Genomic DNA, 18,557 nt, shown 5'->3' with positions numbered 1-18,557 from the left:
GCCACTAGACAAAGTAGAGACACGGCGCCCCAAAAGTGGCGAGCCGCGACTCTTCTTATTCGAGAAAGCCTTCTTGCCAGCCTCGGCATGATCTCGTATCGCACCGAATTCCGCAGTCGCTTCTTGTTTATTTTATTCCGTGAATGGCGGCGTAAAACTTCACTGCGACGACTAGGGACGTGATCACAACAAGCCCCCAAATACCGATACGCAGGTTGTTCAGTTTCCGCTCAATCTTCGGGTTATTAGATTCCAGTGAATCTACGATCGCCCCAACAGCGGCTTTGAGAGTCGTAATCGGATACCACGGAAACTTTTCCTCAAATTCGCGCGGATTTGGAGCATCCGTGTACGTGACCGGTAAGAGTGCGATGAGAAGGAACACGATCGGGATTAGATATAAGCCGGCCGCGATTGTCGCGTAAATCGAGCCCGACTTGTCCAATGAGAATCCAAGGGCGGCAAAGGCACCGGCAATAACCACGGCGATCTTTGATTCGATTCGGTCGAGCCGCTCACGGTCATCATCGCGGCGTTTTGTTAGAATTTCGAGTTCATATCGGTAATCGACCGGCGAGCCGTAAGGCAATGGCTCGTCTTCTTTGCGCGGCGGTCCGGGGTCTTGCGCTGACAAACCCGCGCTATCGATCTTTCGGCGGATTGCCCTCAGTGAGGGGTTGAACCATCGTATCGCGGTCGGGAGGTGGGGGTGGGGGCGGTGGTGGCGGTTCGCCATTTCCGTCTTTGGCGCTTGGCCTTCCAGTCGAAGGCGCACTCGCCGCATGCGGCGCGGCCGAGGCAGTTTTTGCCCTGGGAACTCCGACCGCTGTCTCACCCGCCGCGTGTGGCGCCGTTGCTGCAGCTTTTGATGTGCGAATGCCGACTTTAGCCTCGGTCGAGGGCTTCTCGCCCGCGCTTATAGCGCAAACGGTCCCAGACATGCTGAGACGTGTGGGGGGAGACGGCGCCGATACCTGCGGCGCGGCCTTACTGCTGTCGGCATTGGGAATCACCATTTTGTTCCATTCTAGTGTTTCGCGACCCGGGCCCCCTCCGAAAATCCGGGCCGAATACTTTCGATCTGTTTCGTGAATGAAGCCGACCCGGGAAGACGCGATGTGACCTTCGAGGCGTGGTGCAAGCACGAATGGTTCCTTGTCATGGGGTGACGGACGCTTATCAAGCGCGCGCGTAAGTCCGCATCTCGTCAGGACCTACCGATAGGACTGTTAGAATGCAATCCTTCCCGATTTTGACGCTGAGAGGCAGGCGCCAAATCCCAAACTGCTCGACAGCATTCGCGGATCCCGGACAAGCTGAGAGAACGCGCGACTGCCGGGCCTGAAGCGCAGATGAATGGCTTGAATCGCTCCCTGTCGAGGCGTAATCCGCAACTATCTTCTCCGGTGATGAGCGGAAATTTGGTGCCGTCAGATGGCTCCTAGAAAGGCCAGATCCTCGAGGCACAGAGCTCCGGCGAAATCGCCGGCGCCGGTAGATCGGCGCAAGACCCTTGGGGCCAGGCGGCGCCTATCTAAGCAAGACCTTAGCCTATTGCTAAACACCGCGATACTGATAGTGACTATTATCGAGGCCCTTGTGCGAAGATGACACTTCGTACAAAATGGCGATTCGCGCACCAGTTCGGGGTTCGCAAACGACGGCATGACTGGAACCCTAACGCCGCAAGAGGACGTCAACCAAAGTCACAATGAGTCTGACAATGTTGATCAGGACGTTCACGTCAAGTCTAAATTCCGGCTTTGGATTGGCGGGAACTGTGACATGCTTGACCGCCGATTCAGAAAAATTCTTGCCATGCGGCGAACTCTTTCGCGTTCGGCAATTGCGTTTTTTGTCGTGCAACATTTGACAAATCATTCGCTGCGCTCAAGGCACACTATATGATCGGCGGTGAACCCAGATCAGGACGCGATTCACAAAGACCACGGGCAGCGCTGTATAGTGCGGTGAGTGCGGGCACGACGTCTTGGTGCGCGAGAACACGGGAGGGAGCTTCGGACCGAAGGCGGATCTCACGGATGCCGAATCCGAAGTGCCGTTTCATATCGTAACCCCTCCGCGCCGGGCCCACAGCATCAGGGCGACCGCCCCGTTCATTACAATAAGGGAGCCAGGGTAGAGCCACGTCTCCAGCGAGTATGACTGAAGCGCAATGATCGCGACGACATACTTGGTTGAATTCAGCGCGAAGGGCAACACCATGTCCTCATTCGGTTTGAGCCATCCCTTACGGAGGGTCGGCCCGTAGCCCAAGACATCGGTCGCGGTTAAGGCGATTACGGATAATGTCACATTCTTGGCCACAAACCACAGAAGCAGCGCGAGTAAAGACCCGCAGAGGAAGGCCCAGTCCAACGCATGGAAACGCCGGTCGCTCACCCTTAACGCCAAGATGCCTATTGCCGCGCAAGCGACGGAGCTGGCTCCCGTCGCCCAAGCGCCGGCTCCGCCGCCTTTCACAACTTGAGCCGCAAATGCCGTTCCCGTTAGGAGAGCCCAAAGAAGCCAAGAGAATGCGTGCGGCTTGGTGCTGCCACTAGAGATGCCGTTCAAATACGTAGCATACGCGATTAGAGCGATCACGATAGCGACCGCCCCAAGTATCGTCTTTATTTCAACGTAATGCATAGTGCGCGCAGCTTTCGGGATCGCAATCGAGCTGGGTAAGCCGAGGTCGACATAGTCATACACTTGAGTTTGCGAATTAGATTATATCTGTCGCATCCGTCCCAAATGCGATCTTACCAGAATACAGGGCTTTCGCTAGACCGATAAAAATTGACGTTTTTAGGGGTGCTAAACCACTGCCGTAGATGCCGCACACTCCAAGAACTTATATTCTGGCGCTTGCGTCCAGTGGTTCTCGAAGACACTCTTCAAAACAGAGATCTTCCTGGGTCGCTCATCTTTCGCCACAAGCAGTGTAGAAAAGGCCCAACCCCTTTCCTCAAGCTTGGTTTCATTGAAAACGTAAATTGCTCGCTTGCCTGAAAGCCAGAAGGTAATTGCCGGCGGCAGGGCCCCTGCGCGTTTGAGCGCGACTCCGCTTCGAAGCAACATTTCCTCAAAATATCGTTCGCGCGACCAGAGCAGCGCCAGAAGAGGACCCCCGTCATCCCGGCTTGCAGTGAACGTTCCAGCGGGGTTGTAAACCGTGGAGCTGGCACGATTCATCCAAGCACAGAGCTCATCGGCGCTTGGAACCTGGTCTTGCTGAGCATAGCACTTCACCCAAGACAGTATCTCGCGGCAATCGTCCGCTTTGTGCTCATCCAACCATTCTCTGAACGGCTGCGCGTCAGTGCTCTTCTCGTCTCTTAGATACTCAATATAGCGATTCAGATACTCGATGAAGTGCATATCGGCCATGCGTTCTTCGTGCTTCATTTCAATAAACTCGGCGGCGCTTGTTATAGGCCGAATTGGTCCGGCAACCAGCATTCGGATCGCGCGCCCGCTCTTACGAAGATCAACTAGCATTTTGACAATTAGACGATGTAGAGCTGGATGGAAGAAGCTTCCGTAGTCGGCACAATCCACCAGTATATCGACACAATCGCGTGGACGCTGGTTCACCAGCCTTCTCAGGGCTTCTAAGTGAAAGGGAAATGGGCCGCCGTAGGTTCGCCGTGCCAGGTTATTTATCTCGACGAGCTGATCTTTGAGGCTATTGGCTCGCTCCGAATCCTGTGCGTAGCTTTCCTCAATGAACTTGTTGATTTTTGCCAGGGTCTTCGGGCGCGCGGCCTGCGTCTTCCCGTCATATATATCCTTAATAGTATCCGTTTTGCAGCTCAGTTTTTCCGCGAAGGCCTCTACGCTGAGACGTTTCTCCAATTGACGATTTTTTAAGAACGCCGCAAGCGGCGGAGGTGGTAAGACGGAACGCGTCATGTCGGCATAATGCTGAGGGCTCGGGCTTTCACCTTTTTGCGTAAGGAGCCGATCGCCGTAGGGGAGAAACCGGACCCAGAGAGTTGTGACGTCCGCGACCAGTAGCGGTTCGAGCACGCGGACAGTGGCGTTGAAGTTTATTAAGTCGACAGGGAGGTGCACGTCTTATGGCAACTTTTCTTGTAAGAGTCGAGCTGCATGGCGCCGAGCATGACGCCAACGTATACACGAACCTCCATGCCGCCATGGCAAACGCCAATTTTGCGCGGTTCGTGCACTACTCAGATGGAGATTATTGGCTTCCGACGGCCATGTATGTTATCGAAGGGCAGTCCGGAACCTGTGCCGATGTGCGTAACGCTGTCAGCATCATCGTAAGGCAGACAGGATACGCATTCCAATCGTTTGTTTGCGAGATCTACGGCAGTCAGTACTGTAGCGCCGGCCTTATCAAGAAAGGTTAGGAACCCGGCTCACCCAGTCCGATACGTCGAACTCGCCCAGGAAATCGCTCGGCTCAATTTGCCTGAACGTTCTGGCTCGGTGGTGTTGCCTCGATATTCTGGGGCTCTTTAATAGTGATTAGGACGGGGATCCGCGCGACGTTCTCCCACGCCTCTCCCTTCAGAAGCGCAACGCTGAAATAATATCGACCTTTGTCAGGCCAGGCGAACTTATTGATTGCAATGCCACTGCGGGCAAATCCCTCAGCCTTAAACTCTACCGTGTACTCTTCAGATGCACTAAGCTCATCGCCCTGGGCGTTCGAAAACATGATTTTATACTTGCTGGTTTCAGGAGCCTCGCTGAACCAGCTTGTAAATATTTCGAAATCTATTCCCGACTCATCATTCGCTTTTAAATCTATCTGCTCAATCAAATCGACTAAGGAAACTTTTCCCGTCTGGCTATCTACCAACGATCGCCGGCATAAGACACTCCACCGGTGTTCCAATTATTTTCTCACCAATTACGACACTTTGCGTTCCAAATGACCATAGACGAAGAATTCGGGAACGTTAGCCCGCTGGAGCTTTACTCCGTGGTGATTGAGCGCGAAATCTAAAAATATCGGACCCTTGGCAATCCATTCGCCGCGCGGATTTACCGGAAATGTCTTGCCACGGCTCAGGACCTTGCCGGCGTCTGTCACCAGGAACGCACGAAGCGGAACTTCTCCACCGAGCTTTGCAGCGCTCGATTCCGCGACATATTTCTGCGAAAAGGCGAACGGTTGCAGATGAGATGCTAGTCTGCGTGCCCACCAGAGATCGCGCCGGGCGGCATACTGATCTATGATGGGTAGCGAGTAGTCTTTTCCGGCGCAGTCAAGAATCGCAAGATAGGCTGCTAGCGCTGCGTCTGATGGATTACGATAAGCAGGATCAAAGCGCCGTTCCAAAAGATCCTTGACGCGGTCCATCAGCGGCGCGAGCATCTGCGGATCGCAGCGCTGCTTCATTAGCTGTTTGAATTCGTCTTGCTCGTTTAGCAGATCAACGAACGTCGAGAGACTATTCGCTATACCAAGGCGCGCGCTGAACTCCAGCGACTCAATCGAGTCAAATGGGAGGGACCGTCTAGTCATTTTCGATCCGTAATAAACCGCTTGTCGCGCCCGTAGATCTCCGGAACATCGTCAATCTTGTGAATGTACTCTCCACCCTCGCCCCACTTGCTCAAGACTAAAACGTCAAAACCGCCAAACTCATTCTTGCCGATTTGGGTGATTACCCCAACATGCTGGGGATTTCCGTCCCGGTAGTAGACGACTAGGTCCCCCGTTACCGCTTCGGCCAGGCCTCCACCCAGTTCCCTCAGGCAATCGTCTTTGCCGAAGCGGCCCAAGAAGCGACAATCGATCGTGGTCCGCCTGGAGGCAAAAGCGACCCCCATACAGTTGTAGACCGCGGTAAGCGCACGCATTAAAACGGGCGAGGTCTTCGAGGTGGCATCCCGATGAATTGCGTTCAATTCCTCGGCCGATCTCTCTGACGGCCTCTCGTTCTCGACAAAATTGTTTGCCCGCGTATACAGTTTGTACGCCAGCGGGTCGAGCTCGGTTCCTCTTCCAATAATCACCCAAAGTACTGAATCGCGCGCCGGGCAAACTACTCCTTCCCCGAACGCTCTCCAATCTACGTTGCCTGATCGAAGGGTATGCCTTCCGAGGCGAGCTCCCGACGCCCCGAACTGTCCATCGCTTCAACCTTCGAATAGCTGGGGTCTAGAACCGAGCGGTAATTCTCGGTCCCGAACCAGCGGGTTTTGTTCAAGCCGGCGATCACGCCATATAAGAGTCAGCTTCAGATCCGTTATTGTTTCCTTCTCAACGGAGCCGCCCGAATACGCCCGATCAACTATCGTAACCGTACTGCCCCTGTAGATCAGCTCGTCTCCGACCTGCGGAATCGGAACGTGATCCGGCCAGTCTATATCAATCTCCGATTTTTCCGGACCTCGAATGATCTCGAAAGCGGAAGGCTTCCATCCTATTAGCATAGTCCGATACTCCGATTTATTATCGCGGCTACCTGTGTATCAACAGTAGTCTTCATCCGACAACGAAGTCGCCAGCCGTTTGAACATGTTAATGCCAGTTCGTTCGCAGGTCGCCGCCAGCCACATACTGCCAGTGTTTGGTAATTTTCGGCTCGACATCTTCTGGGTCGGTTACTTTTCCGGCGGTTCTGAGCGCATACATGAGGGGTCGACGAGCCATTCGCACCACCGTGTCGCTTGAAAAGTCGACATTGAAAGGGAACTCGCCGTCACCAGCTAGCCGTTCTGCGCCGAGACCCCCGACCGTACGATGACAGATCAGCGAACAGCGGGCCCGGGGGCCCAAGCCCAATGCAAGCAATATCTGCGAACCCATTTGGTACAGATTGCAGAGTACGCTGATGAGCGACTCTTCATACGATCCTTCAACCTCAGTTTCGCGAAGTTCGAGACGGCCGTCCGCACCGACGTAGGCCCGCCGGCTCCAACGAACGCCTCGCGATTCGTCGATCACAACCGCGCGGTCGGAAACCGGCCTGAGCTGTCGCTCAAAAAGGACACCTTCCGGATAAGGAATCGGAATCGCATCGGTCAGCTTATTTACGTGCCCAACAATCCGTTCAATTTCATTCTGACGCGATTTTGAAAGCGGCTCATCTTCTGCAATGGTTTCCGGAAACAGCATGGCTCCGACGAACCCATCAGAGACCGAACGGTCAAACGACAGCATCGGATGCCAATTAGGACGCTGTATTATGGACACATCGGCCGAACCGTCACGGCGCCGTATCATCGTCTCGAGTTCGCGCAAGCTCATGCCTGCGATCGCCGTACCGCGGCGAATTAAGAATCGCCCGCGATCATTCAAGTGTTCGTGCGGTGCAGACATACTCGAGGCGACACGGAGAACTAGGGCTTTTTCGTTGCCATTACTCGCGGTGTAACCCGCAGCTTCTAACGATAAGCTCGGATAGACTCGACTCTGGATCTTACTAAGAAGCCGCCGGCGGGCCGGTTCGTCGATCTTATCGGGAAAAGAGAACGGTTTGAGCGGCGTACCCTCCATAGGATCGTCGAAGCCCACCACAACCAGTCCACCGCTTCCGTTTGCCATGGCGACCGCCTGCCGGGCTAGTTCCTCCGGATCGATTTCGCGCTTGAATTCCAACCGCTGCGTTTCGGATCCGACATCTCTGAAAGCTTCGCAGAGCGACTCGTACGTGAGTTGGTCGAGCGGCGCTGTAAACGGGTCGAGCAAAGGACCATCGTAGACTTTCGGGCTAACCGGGGCTGCAGACATAGAAACCAACCTTTTTGGGCGAGTGCTGAGGTGGAAATTCGATGCTTACTATTCTCCATCGAAGAGTGCCGACTGTATGGCATTCTGGCTTTCGCGCGACCCAAAAAAAGCCATCACGCGTCAGGCCGCTCGCTCGTTGCCGAATCGAAGGGTGCTGTACTAGCCACGGCGGCAGCGCCCATCGCCCCCAAAACGGCTCCTTCGATGACTGAGGTCACGGTCGCGCCGTCCGTTGCCTGGCTTTCGACCCAGCGTGAAGCTTTGGGAGACAGTCTAACGGAAAAGGGCACTCGGCAGTGAGCCAGGCCTTTTGTTGGCCGGCCGGCGGGGTTGTTGCGAGAGCCTTTGGGTGCGGCCATAGTCAGGGATTAGATAATGTATTACAATATCTAACAGGAAGCAAGAGCCCCGAGCACGGCGCTGAACCCCTTGTGGGCGCAGGCCGTTATATGGAAGAGACGGGTAAAAGGTACCACTCGGGCCGAGGTGCAGCAGGATGAGGTTACTACGCGAAGGGCTAAAAGTGGCGGATGCCGCGCGACGCGCGCTGTCCGGCCGGCGTCATCGCCGTGACAGCTCGGGGAGTCATATTGTGAACAACAGCCAACAGGTTTCCGGGACCGGGTCGGCAGGTTTGAATCTACCCGAATCCCCTTCGTCTCAGCCAATTGATCTCGCAGATGCCGTGAGGGAGTCCGATGCTGACGTCAAGCGCTATCTTGACGATCATCAGGTAACTCAACGCACCCTCGACCTTGTCATAAGCGTTTAGGCCTTCTCTCCGGGTGCCGTTCGAAGTCCGTCCTTTTAACAAGGACGCTCTATATGAGTGTCTTTCCAATCGCTACGTTTCTGCGACGTATATCGAAGCGCACTTTCGACAGCCGCAATACCTGGTTGGATATTTGGGCGAGCTCGGCGCTAAGACGATCGTCGACGAGAAAGAGTACATTGACGGAGACTACCTCGATGATTACGCGTCGTATTACGTTCGTTGCTTCGATCAATACGGTAACCGGTGCCGACGGCTTCATTTCTTCCGCAATGTTTTTTTAGACGCGGACCTCCAAAAATGGATCACTGAGCCCAACGCGAGCTCTGACAAGAATCTACAGAAATCGTATCTTGGTTACGTCGTGGTGAGGCCGCTTCCGGAAGCCGTGATCGGAAGGACTGCGCTGATCACCTACGAGCCTCAGCCATTGCGAACGTATAGCGCGCTGAAAGAATACAAGGTAAGTCTTTTCGGCATTCCATTAACCATTCGAAGCTTGGCCTATCAGCAGCAGGATACCGTTGTCGCAGCGTGTGCGACCGTCGCTCTCTGGAGCGCATTCCACAAGACGGCTGATCTATTTCAAACGCCGGTCATGCGCCCTGCCGCCATCACAAACGTCGCCAATCAGGTGAAGGTCCCGGGCCGCGCAATGCCTTCTCACGGCCTACGGCTTGAACAAATGTGCGAAGCAGTCCGACAAGTCGGCCTTGAGCCGCTCGTCGAGCCTGTAGGGCCGAGCACACCGCTCTTGTCGATTATTCACGGCTACCTCGAGTACGAACTTCCGATCGTTTTAGGTGTGGGAGTTCGACGTGAGGAGAATGGCAAAGTTAGCTATCCGGCACATGCGATTACAATAGTGGGCTGCAAATTAGCAGACAGTGTGCCTTCGGTATCGGAGCCGAAACGCGACAACGTTCAGTCTATTGGGTCACGAATTTACAAGGTGTACGCCCACGACGATGAGGTGGGTCCATTTGCACGTTTCGCGGTGGAGGCACTGCCACGCGAACTCAAACCTCATTCTAGAGAGTTCGGCCACATTCGACCACCGTTCGTATTTTGCGGATATGGCATCACCGGCTTGCCGGAAACGACCCTGGCTCCCCTCTTCGTACTCGTGCCCGTTTACGGGAAGATCCGTGTCACCTACACCGAGGTTGATGCCTGGGCACAATACTTTGCGAATCTGCTGAAACTCTTTGATCTGGACCCGCTTGCTCTCGAGTGGGACATCCATCTTACGGACACGCAACGATATAAACAATTGCTCCGCGAGAAATACATTGCCGTTCCAGGGGTGCGAGACCTTATTGTGCAGCCACAACCGCGTTTTATATGGCGAGCCGTCGCGAGATTTGAAGAAACAGTCTTGTTCGAGTTTGCTGCCGATGCAACCGGCTTGGAGCGATCGTGCCCACTCTTTGCCCTTATCTGGCACGATGGCAGTTTTGAGCGTTGGTTTAAAGCAAACCTAACCCGGACAACCAAGGACCAAGTCGCTAGACTTTACACTCAGCGGTTCGCCGACCTTATCTTTTAAACGACCTGTCAATTCCGTGAATTAGAGCTACCGTTCGTAGGAGTCGAGCACCCGTGCGACATACGCCCGTGTTTCGGCATATGGTGGAACGCCGCCGTATTTGTTAACCGCACCGGGCCCAGCATTGTAGGCGGCGACCGCTAACTTCACGTTGTTATGGTAGCGCCTCAGTAAACCACCCAAATAACGCGTGCCGCAGTCCACGTTCTCAAACGGATCGAACGGATTGCCGATACCGCAACCATGAGCAGTGCCCGGCATCAGCTGCATCAGCCCTTGCGCGCCCGCGCTGCTGAGCGCATTGGGCCTGCCCGCAGATTCAGCCATGAGCACTGCGTGCACTAATCCGCTGGGCACCGCATACCTCCCGGCAGCTGAGGTCACAATGCTCTCAAGGCGAGCCGAGCTTAATTTGGAGATAGGCGGTAGATACCCGCTTCCGCTACAACCGGATATTACGGCGCAAAGGAACGCAACCGGAACAAAACTTCCAATACAGCTAATTTTCACTGCGGATCACCTTCGTCTTCGTACGGATGACGAAGTCGACGTCCGCGACACGACGCTCACGGGAATAGGAATTACTGACGACGTCCCATCGTTCTTGCTGGCTGTCAGCGTAAGCTGGATGGTTGCATTAGGCACAGGCAATCCAACTAGCGTGAATGGGAACGTTGCCGCCCACTGGCCCGCCCCGCTCTGCGCGATCGAGGTTTGCACGCCGTTGTAGCTGAGCGTGACGTTGTTCACGTTGCTCGTCGTGATCGCGTTGAGAGTGATCGGCGTTCCATAGGAAACGACAGTCGGGGAGAGCGACACGTAGAAAATCTGCACGGCATCGCCGGGCGCGGCGAAATTATTGGGTGGCGGCGATCCAAAGACAAACGTATTGGTTTGCGCAAAGGCCGACGGCATCGGTGCCGGCATTGGCGTCAGCAGCGGCGTGGGCGTAAACAGCTTCGATACTACAACCGGAAGCCGTCGGCCGATCGGGTGGAACGGCGCGGGCGGAGTGGGTAAATTCCGCGCAAAACTGAAGTTACGCGGCAGTGCCGCGGACGAAGGTAGGACCGTTCCTGGCGCTAAGGTCGGCAACGCTGCCGGCGTAGGAACGGTTTGCAACGGCGCGCCCGGATAGAGTCCATCCGGTGTTCCCGGTATCACCACATGCGGCGTGACGGTAATGATCAACTCGTTACTCACGCCGTTGAGTGTTTCGTTGCGGAAAAGATGGCCGACGAGCGGAATGTCGCCTAGCACAGGAATCTTCGATTCGGTGCGCTGTGTGTTGTCCTGAATGAGCCCGCCGATCACCAACGTTTGATTCTCGCGAAGCGCAACGGTGGTTTGCGTGTCGCGCGTGGAGATCTGTGGAATTCCGTTGAGGATGCCGGTTAAGCTGTTAACAACCGGATGAAGCGCCACTGTAATGAGTCCGTCGTCGTTGACGATCGGCGTGATGTCGAGCGTCACACCCGTTTGAAACGTCTGTATTTGAGTGGTCGCAACCGTTCCCGCACCGCCGCCGGCTTGGAGTTGGATCGAGAGATTGTCGCCGGCGCGAATCGTCGCCGTGTGACCTGAGAGCGTGGTGATGCGCGGATCTGCGAGGACGCGCGCCGAGCCGTGCTGGATTGCCAGATTAAGCTGGAAGCCGAACGCGATCGGCGTGCGAATGAGTTTTGTTGGCCGCATCAACCCGGGCGTGATGCCGGTAATGGGGTCCGGCGACGGCGTCGACTCGCCGATCAGCGTACCGATGCTGAAATCTCCGCCGAAGAGCGATGAGAGCTGGATACCGAGGTTCTTAGCCGTGTTCTCGTCGACCTCAAGAATCTCTGTATCGAGGACCACTAGCTTTTCTGAGACGTCAAGTTTTGCGATCAAATCCTTGGCCAGCTTTATCGAATACGGATTGCCAGTCAGGATCAATTTGGGCGCGTCAGGCGAGACCGTAATATGTAAGTCCGGCGCTTGCGATGACAGGGACTGGGTCACAAGCGTCGCCAGATCACTGGCGGTCGTGGAATTGCTGCCATTGGTTGCCGGCAGCGCAGCCTTCAGGGTATAGATTTCCGCGGTTCCACCCCCACCGCCACCACCGTTCGAGCCTGGAGCCGGGCTCGGTACTGCGTCGAGCTGCGCAATTCCGTCGGAAATGCGCCGCTGGTCCGCCGCCGTTGCGGAGACACTGAGCGCGTTGATCTCCGCGTCAACTGTGACTTTGGCGTTAGGATAGGATCGCGCAATGAGATCGCCGACTGACTGAGCATCGAGCGTTCGGAGTCGATAAACCGCGGTGTACCGCGCCCCAACTGACGGCGCATCGAGTACTGCGATAACCTCCTTGGCGCGCGCGACGAGATCTGGTGCGCCGGCTAGCACAATGGTTTGACCGGCCACTCCGACGCGCAATCCGTGAACGGCGCCGGCGACCTCCCTCGCTATCATCCGAGGGCTTGCTTGCAAGATACGCACCACCTCAGTATCTGGTGCGCTTGGCAGCGGCCGTGGAGTCGGGGTTTGCGGAGGCTGATCGATTGCTGAAACCAGCGCCTGCATTTGCTGCAAATCAGAATTGACCGCGCTCACTAGGAGGGTATGCCGGTTCACGATTGACAGTTTTGCGCTCGGATAGAGTGGGTGCAAGCGAGCGGCAATCTGCTGAGCATCCATACGATGTAAAATGAACGACGTCGCTACTGGCGTCAGCGGGTTTTTCGTGTCGATTGCCGCGCCGATCTGGCGAAGCGCGGCAGCGTCATCCGGTCCAGCGAGGACGACGACCGCGTTCGCGGCTTCATCAATGGTGAATGACAGGTGCGGATAGAGCCGGCGCAATACGCGCGCGGCATCTTGCGCGCGCACCGTCGTGAACGTCAGGACGATTGGGGTTGGCGATATGTGCGTCGCACGATGTTGTGCAGCCGAAAGTCCGCCGCAGAGCGAAATCACCAACGACGTGGCGCAAAATAGAGAAAACCAGTAGCGGCTTTTCATTAATCACCCGATCATGTTACGCCAACTTTACTCTACCGCATCCCCACGATCAAGAGCATGCAATCAGAAAACAAGAGTTATCCACAACTTTGTTTGTAAAACCTGTTGACGATGTATTTTTTCAGCTCTATCATCTTGCCATTCAAGTAAGCGACTGCGCGTTTGCGCTTTGTTGCAAACTTGAAACGGGGAGGGTGGACCGGGTGAATACGTTCCGTCACGAACGCCTCGATCAGCGCATTAGAAACGGAACTTAGCAAAGTGCACCGCTATGGGTAAGCGGTGCACTTCTGTTATCTGTTAGCCGTCTTTATTTGTTTTGGCTTGATTCAAGCCGCTGCTTCGAGGAGATTCTCATATGCGTCGCTTCATCTGCGCAACGCTCCTAGCAACATTTTGCCTCCAGGCCACCGGCGCCGCCGCTGCACCAGTAACAAGCTCAGACAGCATCGGAGTCCTTGATCAATTTCGACTTGATATGCGAGGCCTCGGGAACTGGTGGTCTCAGACTCCGGTTCTCGCCTTGATTGTAGATCCAGCGCGGTATGCGGCCATGCACGCGTCGAGACCAAAGCGACCTGTCGCACCGCGTTTGGATCCGAGCATCGCCTTCCACCACAACCTCGCTAGACCGACAACAGCGGGACCTGGTAGCCGTGGCAATCCGCCCGCGATGTTATTGCGGCCTCTCCTACCGAAGGAAGCAGAAAAACTTCGTCCACCCACTGCCGCCGCAGGAAGTCCAGCCCCAAGCGTCCGAGCGCAGAGCGCTCGCGCACTCCCGGGTATCTCACGCGTTACGTCACCGCGACCGACGCGCGTTGGTAGCTTACGTAGCGGCGCCCACCCGATGGATGTCACCATGGGTGCAGCAAATCCAACCGGAACCAATTCGTGGTGGACATATCGCGGGGGTGGCCTTCCCGGGGTAGGCGAGTACATGGTCAATGTCGCCAATGGTAACTTGGTCGTGGAAACTACGGATGTCGATGTGCACGAACGGGGAGTCAATCTCACCTTCCAACGGAACTACAACTCCCTGAGTCTACGCAATTGGAACGCAAATGGGCAAAGCGATGACGGCGCTCCTACGCCGAGTACCTATGGTTCAGGCTGGACCAATACTTTTGACACCCATCTGGCAGGCAATTCCTCTGGTGGCATTTCTGTTTTTGACGCTGACGGCGCGCGCTATGACTATACGCCGAATGGCACCGGTTGTTTAACGGCGCCGGCGGGAGTGCACACGACGCTTTGCTTTGATGGCGGTTGCGGGTATCTGTGGGGCAAGAAAGATGGCACGGTCTACTACTATTGGACACCGTGGCTCGCAACGAATTGCTTGGGCGGTAGACCGGATCTTGCGGCATATTCCGGCCGCCTCTATATGATCTTCGGCCGCAACAACAACAACTGGATCCGTTTAACATACTCTTGGGCAGGCGGAGACTCTTCTACGACTTCCAACCTCACGCAAATAGTTGCCCAACATGAAAACGGACAGGCCCTTACGCTCTCGTTTGGTAGTCTCAACGGAAAAATACTTCTCTCGAGCATCACGCGCCCGGATAATCAGCAGATCATTTATCAGTACGCCCCCAATCCTGGCGGGTCAAACGCCTACAGCAACTTAGAAGAAGTTGACCTCCCCGGCAATAACGCAGGTACCATTCACCAACAATACGGTTACTATTCGGACACAGGTCTCATGTACTGGGCCAATTCACCCAGGTGGTTCGGCAGCGGCGCCGGCGAAGGTTCCTTCACAATCTTTTACTATGATGGCAGTGCTCGTATCAGTGCGGTTGACCTATACGGCTGGGGCAATTTTACGCCTGCAGATGGTACGGGAGCCGTACTCCAATCCAATTATCCAAATCAGTACGGCACGATACGATACCTAACTCTTTCGTACTCTTCAGGCGAAACACAGTTTACCGACCTCGATGGGCACGCGACGAACTGGTTTTTTGACACACTAGGCCGAGTCACCCAGACTCAAAGTTGGACCGGTTCTCTCTGGCTGATCTCATCGGCTACGTGGAACAGCGACAATGCTCCCACGGAAATGGTAGACCAGCGTGGAAATGCCTCAGACTACGCTTACGATTCAAACGGAAACATTATCGCAGCAGCGCTTCCGGCCGTCTCAACGAGTCAGGGGACTTTCAGGCCAACGAGCTTATATTCTTATGATCGCACGAACAATGCGAACAACATCGTAGCCTATTGTGATGCTACTCGAACGCATGCTCTAGGCCAAGACTGGGCCGGCAGTCCCGGCAGCAGTGACTCGCTCTGCCCGAACCAAGCCGGCGCAACGCGATACAGTTGGGATTATAGCGACGGCGCCGAGCCCTTTGGACGAATCACGAGCTCTTTTACGCCGTTGGGCTATCACCGATCGTTTTCATACGATTCCGGAGCACAGGGCGGCGACTTCGGCCTACCTACTGCCCAAACGGGTGACTGCGTCTCACAAAATGACGGCACCAACCGGTGTCCATCGCAAACGTATTCCTACGACGGCCTCGGCAATCTAACGTCGCATAATAAAGGCAACGGCACATGGACATCGACGTTTGATGCAATGAATCAGCCTGTTTCGACAACGGATCCGGATGGCGTGACCATCCGCACCTGCTATTATTCGAATGGACAAATCAGCGCGCGGCAATCCGCGTTACAATACCAAATGGACGGGGGAACGGTCTGCGGGTCGCATTCTGTCGCGTTTACGTATGATTTCAATGGAAACGAAAAAACTGAAACACACCATTTTGGAAACGTTGCGGCGACAACAACAAAATGGTATGACGGCGTTGACCGTTTGGTGGAGGTTAAGCAGCCTCAAGATCCGCAGGACGTCTATCAGAACGCTTGGATCACTCGATACCTGTACGATCTATCGCAAGGTGGAACCGTAAGCTTCACTAACGGAACTACACAATACTACGCTGCACACGGAAGTCTTTTTAAGACCCAAGAACTCCTTGCCGCAACGTCGACTTGGTACTGGGGGCTTGCCCAGCTTAACAACAACGCATTCCAAGACATCAAGGGCACAGCGCGTGATGCGCTCGATCGGGTAGTCTCGAGATATGGTCCGAACGAGACATTTACATACGATAGCTCGCCCGGCACGTACGGCGCTCTGGCTCAGCATTGCAACGCGTTGAACGTTTGTGGGAATGTTTCATATGACAATGCCGGTCAGACCATCCAAGTATCATTTACCGATGGGTCTACTCCGTCAGCAACCGCTATGTATGATCCAAATGGTCGCGCAGTCAGCCTGACCTCTTCCGTATTTGGGGCGCAGTCCTATAGCTTTGACGCAGACGGCAGGGAGACGCAATCTGTAGAGCCATCGGGCGGCGGGGTGACCTCGCCGGCGACAATAACCTATCACTACTACGCTGACGGCCGTCGCTCATCACTGGACGTATCTTCGTCGGGGCTAAGCCAAGCGAATCTCTTGAGCTACTCCTACCGCGCCGACGGCAAGCTCCAACAGCAGCAGATTAATTTATCCAGTAACGCAATCGTGGGAAATAGCGCGATCAATATGACCTACAGTAACGGCGGCCGAATCGTTCAGCGAAGCGAGAGCGGGCCGGCGGCCAACCCGACACCCACGACGGTATCCTACGACATAAACAACGGCTCAAACACGGGAACCGTCACCGCCCTAAACTATCCCGCCGTGAATGTCAGTGGGTTCTCATACGACGCGGAAGGCGATCTTCTCAGCTATCAGGACTCAATCGTTAACGTTGGAGCGTCAACGCGCTCCTTCGCATATACTGATCGGCACGAAGAGCAAATGGATTCCCGCTCAAATGTTCCGGCAGGTACAAACGCAAACGCCAACTTTGCGAATGGCGTCATGGTAGCAGGCACGTATAACCAGAATGAATTGTCTTGGAACGCGACAGGCGGAACCGCCACAGGCTGGGATAATCCGTCAAACAGTGAGACCGGCAACTCGACCGCTTTTGGCTACGATACCGCCGGGCGACAAACATCTCGCGATGACACAATTTACAGGTTCGGAAATCCTTTCAGCTACGTCTCGACCCGCCAGTACGACGCGGAGAACCGTATCATCAGCGGTTCGCAACAAACGCGCGGCCTGGGATTAGCCGGCACATACAATACCCTGACAGCCGACCAATGGGGTCCAAACGGCCATCCAATACTGATCGGATCCACTCCGAGGGTATCAAACGCAACTCCTTCGACGTCACAACTCGCTTATGACACCTTGCATTGGGATGGTGGCCGTTTGCTCTTCACCACCAATTCGCAAGGGCAGGTCGACGATATCAAGCTAGCGGCTGGAGGAGACGTAACGCCGCTCGACGCCGGATACTCAGGACTGACTTTCTGGGACCGTCTTGCTGGGTCTGTGGCCTTTTGCCATAACGCAACCGGTGCAGCAGGCAACGACGCAAGCTCGACAACGCACACAGCCAACGGTTGTACTCTGGTAGGTGGACAATCTATGCAACAGCCCACCTCAATTGCTTGGAGCAGCGCGGGGTTGGCTGGAGGTGTGGGCCAGGGTCATATTCTGGGCATGCCGGGAACCGACGGGCTCTCGGACGGAACCGGAATTCTTCAAGGTGTCAGGCTATACGATCCGCAGCTGGGCGGATGGACAACTCCCGACGCCTTCCAAGGCAGACTCGACAGTCCCATCACTCAGAAGAGCTATGTCTGGAACAACGACAACTCGCTCGCTTTCAGCGATCCGAGCGGAAACGATCCGGCCGGCGAGACCTTCTGGGGTACCGTCGGCGGAACGGTCGGCTTCATACTGGGCGCCGTCGCCGTTGTCGCCGTATGTGTACTGATAGTTGCGGCTGCGCCGGAGGTCCTTGCAGCAGTCGCCGTAGTTGCGGGGGAGGCCGCGCTTGAATCCACGGCGATTGAGGTCACCGCGGCGGATGTCGTAGAGGGACTCGATACCGTTGCCGGCTTTGACGTGCCGCTCTTCAGAATACCGTTCGTCAGAATTCCTGCGATAGCGCAGCCACTTGCGAAAATGGCGGGTGCCGTCGGCGCCGCAATAGGATCGCACATCGGCGAGGACTATGCGAAATCCAAAGACACAGCTCCGTCGCATAATTCGTTTGTCTTTACATACATCTGGGGAGATTTCGAAACTATGGACCATCAAGTACTCCAGTATTTCTATGTGACAAGGGTCCATAATGCGGAAAACTACGGCTTCCATCATGGCGTACTCCACGACCCATTCGAGGGACTAAACGGTGCATACGACACGATGCAAAGCGCCCTTAACGGCGGCCCGGGCATGATGAACTACTGCTGGTCCTGCGATCACAGTAGCTTTGCGCCCGCTGGAAATCCGTTCCCGCGTTAAAGGTCGCGGCACGATTAGTATGACTTTGCCCGCGAAGGCAAAACGGGGGATACCGCAGATGCGATATCCCCCACAAGAATGGACGAGCCATTCTCGGCGGCTACGCGCTCTTGCCTTGACGATC

Annotated in this window: 13 protein-coding genes; 3 read left to right on the top strand and 10 right to left on the bottom strand. The window is 55.3% G+C overall.

All coding sequences use genetic code 11. The annotated features are described in order from the left end of the window. Positions 1-127: 127 nt before the first annotated feature. The 3 genes from VFO29_01560 to VFO29_01550 all read right to left on the bottom strand — a co-directional run bounded on the left by VFO29_01560 (position 128) and on the right by VFO29_01550 (position 4,080). The gene (locus VFO29_01560) at positions 128-736 is read right to left on the bottom strand and encodes a hypothetical protein (protein ID HET9392198.1); all 609 of its coding nucleotides are present in this window, start codon (positions 734-736) and stop codon (positions 128-130) included. A gap of 1,328 nt (positions 737-2,064) precedes the next feature. After that, on the bottom strand, positions 2,065-2,715 hold the full coding sequence (locus VFO29_01555) for a hypothetical protein (protein HET9392197.1): 651 nt from the start codon (positions 2,713-2,715) through the stop codon (positions 2,065-2,067). Between the two features lie 105 nt (positions 2,716-2,820). Further along, positions 2,821-4,080, bottom strand: coding sequence for a hypothetical protein (locus VFO29_01550; protein ID HET9392196.1), 1,260 nt, complete (start codon positions 4,078-4,080; stop codon positions 2,821-2,823). A gap of 5 nt (positions 4,081-4,085) precedes the next feature. On the opposite strand from VFO29_01550, the gene VFO29_01545 reads away from it, so the two are divergent. Then, positions 4,086-4,382, top strand: a complete 297-nt coding sequence (locus VFO29_01545) for a hypothetical protein (GenBank protein HET9392195.1) — start codon at positions 4,086-4,088, stop codon at positions 4,380-4,382. A gap of 53 nt (positions 4,383-4,435) precedes the next feature. On the opposite strand, the gene VFO29_01540 is transcribed toward VFO29_01545, so the two are convergent. The 4 genes from VFO29_01540 to VFO29_01525 form a co-directional block, all read right to left on the bottom strand. Beyond that, positions 4,436-4,798, bottom strand: a complete 363-nt coding sequence (locus VFO29_01540; GenBank protein ID HET9392194.1) for a hypothetical protein — start codon at positions 4,796-4,798, stop codon at positions 4,436-4,438. Between the two features lie 90 nt (positions 4,799-4,888). Beyond that, positions 4,889-5,380 carry a hypothetical protein gene (locus tag VFO29_01535; protein ID HET9392193.1) on the bottom strand — a complete coding sequence of 164 codons (492 nt, stop codon included), beginning with the start codon at positions 5,378-5,380 and terminating at the stop codon, positions 4,889-4,891. Between the two features lie 122 nt (positions 5,381-5,502). Further along, entirely contained in the window at positions 5,503-5,814 is a 312-nt protein-coding gene (locus tag VFO29_01530; protein ID HET9392192.1) for a hypothetical protein, read from the bottom strand. A 694-nt stretch (positions 5,815-6,508) separates the two neighbouring features. Next, positions 6,509-7,720, bottom strand: a complete 1,212-nt coding sequence (locus tag VFO29_01525; GenBank protein HET9392191.1) for an ATP-binding protein — start codon at positions 7,718-7,720, stop codon at positions 6,509-6,511. Between the two features lie 785 nt (positions 7,721-8,505). Between VFO29_01525 and VFO29_01520 the strand changes: the two genes are divergently transcribed. Next, the gene (locus VFO29_01520; protein ID HET9392190.1) at positions 8,506-10,041 is read left to right on the top strand and encodes a hypothetical protein; all 1,536 of its coding nucleotides are present in this window, start codon (positions 8,506-8,508) and stop codon (positions 10,039-10,041) included. A gap of 27 nt (positions 10,042-10,068) precedes the next feature. On the opposite strand, the gene VFO29_01515 is transcribed toward VFO29_01520, so the two are convergent. The 3 genes from VFO29_01515 to VFO29_01505 form a co-directional block, all read right to left on the bottom strand. After that, positions 10,069-10,425 carry a lytic transglycosylase domain-containing protein gene (locus VFO29_01515; GenBank protein ID HET9392189.1) on the bottom strand — a complete coding sequence of 119 codons (357 nt, stop codon included), beginning with the start codon at positions 10,423-10,425 and terminating at the stop codon, positions 10,069-10,071. Between the two features lie 132 nt (positions 10,426-10,557). Beyond that, a complete protein-coding gene (locus tag VFO29_01510) occupies positions 10,558-13,041 on the bottom strand; it encodes a hypothetical protein (GenBank protein HET9392188.1) in 2,484 nt (827 codons plus the stop codon). Between the two features lie 626 nt (positions 13,042-13,667). Then, positions 13,668-13,835 (bottom strand): hypothetical protein, encoded by a 168-nt coding sequence (locus VFO29_01505; protein HET9392187.1) that lies wholly within the window; start codon positions 13,833-13,835, stop codon positions 13,668-13,670. A 56-nt stretch (positions 13,836-13,891) separates the two neighbouring features. Here VFO29_01505 and VFO29_01500 point away from each other — a divergent pair, with 56 nt between their 5' ends. Next, positions 13,892-18,433 carry a DUF6531 domain-containing protein gene (locus VFO29_01500; protein ID HET9392186.1) on the top strand — a complete coding sequence of 1,514 codons (4,542 nt, stop codon included), beginning with the start codon at positions 13,892-13,894 and terminating at the stop codon, positions 18,431-18,433. Positions 18,434-18,557 lie beyond the last annotated feature (124 nt).

The organism is Candidatus Rubrimentiphilum sp. (assembly GCA_035710515.1).
GTDB lineage: Bacteria > Vulcanimicrobiota > Vulcanimicrobiia > Vulcanimicrobiales > Vulcanimicrobiaceae > Rubrimentiphilum.
The sequence above is the reverse complement of the archived record's forward strand: the minus strand, read 5'-3'. Positions and strand labels throughout refer to the sequence as shown.

Coding starts and splice junctions, on each gene's coding strand:
- VFO29_01560 (HET9392198.1), bottom strand. CDS start 736: ATGGCGAACCGCCACCACCGCCCCCACCCCCACCTCCCGACCGCGATA.
- VFO29_01545 (HET9392195.1), top strand. CDS start 4,086: ATGGCAACTTTTCTTGTAAGAGTCGAGCTGCATGGCGCCGAGCATGAC.
- VFO29_01535 (HET9392193.1), bottom strand. CDS start 5,380: ATGAAGCAGCGCTGCGATCCGCAGATGCTCGCGCCGCTGATGGACCGC.
- VFO29_01530 (HET9392192.1), bottom strand. CDS start 5,814: ATGGGGGTCGCTTTTGCCTCCAGGCGGACCACGATCGATTGTCGCTTC.
- VFO29_01525 (HET9392191.1), bottom strand. CDS start 7,720: ATGTCTGCAGCCCCGGTTAGCCCGAAAGTCTACGATGGTCCTTTGCTC.
- VFO29_01510 (HET9392188.1), bottom strand. CDS start 13,041: ATGAAAAGCCGCTACTGGTTTTCTCTATTTTGCGCCACGTCGTTGGTG.
- VFO29_01500 (HET9392186.1), top strand. CDS start 13,892: ATGGATGTCACCATGGGTGCAGCAAATCCAACCGGAACCAATTCGTGG.